The 2,164-nt window shown below is 47.0% G+C and carries 3 protein-coding genes; all 3 read right to left on the reverse strand.

Features of this window, described 5'->3' with window-relative positions; genetic code table 11:
* Positions 1–251 precede the first annotated feature (251 nt).
* The gene (locus tag NEPTK9_RS09390) at positions 252–422 is read right to left on the reverse strand and encodes a hypothetical protein (RefSeq protein WP_194848572.1); all 171 of its coding nucleotides are present in this window, start codon (positions 420–422) and stop codon (positions 252–254) included.
* A 64-nt stretch (positions 423–486) separates the two neighbouring features.
* Positions 487–1,212, reverse strand: a complete 726-nt coding sequence (locus NEPTK9_RS09395) for a polysaccharide deacetylase family protein (protein WP_194848573.1) — start codon at positions 1,210–1,212, stop codon at positions 487–489.
* Positions 1,178–1,927 (reverse strand): glycosyltransferase family 2 protein, encoded by a 750-nt coding sequence (locus NEPTK9_RS09400; RefSeq protein ID WP_194848574.1) that lies wholly within the window; start codon positions 1,925–1,927, stop codon positions 1,178–1,180. The genes NEPTK9_RS09395 and NEPTK9_RS09400 overlap by 35 nt, the downstream gene beginning before the upstream one ends.
* Between the last annotated feature and the right edge of the window lie 237 nt (positions 1,928–2,164).

Genomic DNA, 2,164 nt, shown 5'->3' on the forward strand with positions numbered 1-2,164 from the left:
ATAAACACGATATGGTATTTACAATCCCATTTAGAATGAGATAAACTCTCAAAAGACGATGTTGTATTCATAATTTTTTCCTTTGTTGGTCTGCCAAGCTCAACAAGGAAAATGCAACATCGTCTTTTTTCACTAAATCTTAAGGCCAAGCCTTGAAAGTCCACTGGTCAAACCAGTGGCTTACCTGTCAATGAGTTAGAATTTCTACTAAATGCACCCACTGCACCTTTGTGGGTGCATCTAGGAGAAAATTAGTCTTTGGGGTAGACGGGGGGCCGGTCATGGCTCCCAATGATCGCGGCGCCATGGTCATCGTGAAGATGACGCTGCGCTTTAATAAAGCTCTTGAGCTCCTCAATCCGCTGTTCGCGGCTTCCTTCCGATACTTCATCTTTATGTTCGACTTCTTTCTCGAAAAGCATCGCTTGCCTCCAAAGTAAGTGGATAACCTCACCCTAAAATGATTTTCAAAATTTTGGCAAGAAATTATTTTGATCGGAGACGATTTAAGAAATAACGGGGCGTATGTTTTAATTGATGCTGCGGGCGGAATGGGAAATTCGCTGCAGGAAGCTGGTCGGCATTGATCCGATAAATAAGGTTTTGGTTCCAGGAGAAGTTGGAGGCATTTCCGATCCGAAAGATGTGCGAGTAGTGCTGTCGGGCAAGGGAATGGACCTTTTTGTCAAAGATCCCAAAGGGATAGACAAAGGAAGTAATGGGGCAGTGGAGTTTCGATTCGAGGACCTTTTTGGAGTCGAGAAGCTCTTTTTCAGCATCGACATGAGAGCTATTTAAGGGACGGTGATGGAGGGAATGGGAGGCGATTTGGATGAGGGGAGAGGCGGCGAGCTTCTTAAGCTCTTCCCAGGTGCAGAAGGCAGGGGAGGGAATCGGCGGCGCTTTATCGGGAAATGTGGCCACCTTATCGAGGCGCTCTTCGGGAGAAAGGGGAGTGTTTTCAGGGATGTAAGCGGTGGGAACGGCAAGGAGCGCTTTGAGGTGGTACTTTTGAAGGAGGGGAAAGATCAGGTGGTAAAAGTCAAAGAAGGCATCGTCAAAGGTGAGGCAGACCGAGGTGGAAGCGAGTTTTTCGCCGGGATGGACGGTGGGATAATGAGAGGCGATAAAGGCAAAGTGCTCCTCGAGTTTTTCGAGGGAGTTGGCATACTTGCCGTTACCGATCTTGTGATAAAGCAGCGCGAGAAGCATAAGCAAGCTTGAGGTATTTGTAAAAGGTTGTCTGGGCATTATAAAGGGAGATGATATATCCCTCTTTTCCTCCTAGAAAACCTTTCTTGATGATGTAGGATTTGATGAAGGCAAAAGAGCCGTGAAGGAGCGCTTTGGTAAAAGAAGAGCGCTTTTTATGGAGATTTTGCTCGGCAAAAAGAGTGGAGTAGCGGTCCATTTTTTTGAGGAAGTCGGCGATCGAGCGGTAGGAGTAGTGCTTAACGGGGTGTTTGAGGGCAACTTCTTGGAGGGGCTTTATTTTTTCATGGACCTGATCGTCGGTAAAAGAGGTGGTCGTTTTGTTATAGAGGCGGACATGGCGGTCGGGGTACCAGCCACACCACTTGATATGCTTTCCATTGAAGTAGTTGTTAAAGGGGAAGGAGTAGACCTTTTTGGGGTCAAGCTTTAGGGCTAGGATCTCTGCGGCAAGTTCAGGGGTAAGGACCTCGTCACTATCGAGAGAGAGGATCCAGTCATGGGAGGCATGCTGCGCTGCTAAATTATGAAGAGGGCCAAAGCCGATGAAGGGACTTTTAAAGACCTTCACGTTGGGGTAAATTTGGGCAAGCTCGAGGGTGGTGTCGGTAGAGCCGGTATCGAGGAGAACCACCTCGTCAAAGGAGCAAACCGACTCCAAAACAGAGCCGAGGGTTTCCTCATTATTTTTGGTCAAAATAGTCACTGTGATCATAGGGCAATATTAACACAGGACCAAATAAAAAACTACTTGATGCGTTGTGGGGGGGTGTGATTGAAACCCGTACTCTATGGAACTTGCTTAAGCAGCTTCTTCCCATAGCTCCTCCCAAAAGCCGTTTGCACGTAGGGTTCTAAGTTGGGCCATATCATCGGCATTTTCAGCTAACCACCATGCTCCAGGTATTTTTAACCTTTTTTGTATTAGGGATCTATTGGTGCTTTCTATTAA

It is taken from the genome of Candidatus Neptunochlamydia vexilliferae, assembly GCF_015356785.1.
GTDB lineage: Bacteria > Chlamydiota > Chlamydiia > Chlamydiales > Simkaniaceae > Neptunichlamydia > Neptunichlamydia vexilliferae.

Excerpts from the sequence above, each read along its gene's own strand:
- NEPTK9_RS09390 (WP_194848572.1), bottom strand. The coding sequence starts at position 422 with ATGCTTTTCGAGAAAGAAGTCGAACATAAAGATGAAGTATCGGAAGGA.
- NEPTK9_RS09395 (WP_194848573.1), bottom strand. The coding sequence starts at position 1,212 with ATGCTTCTCGCGCTGCTTTATCACAAGATCGGTAACGGCAAGTATGCC.
- NEPTK9_RS09400 (WP_194848574.1), bottom strand. The coding sequence starts at position 1,927 with ATGATCACAGTGACTATTTTGACCAAAAATAATGAGGAAACCCTCGGC.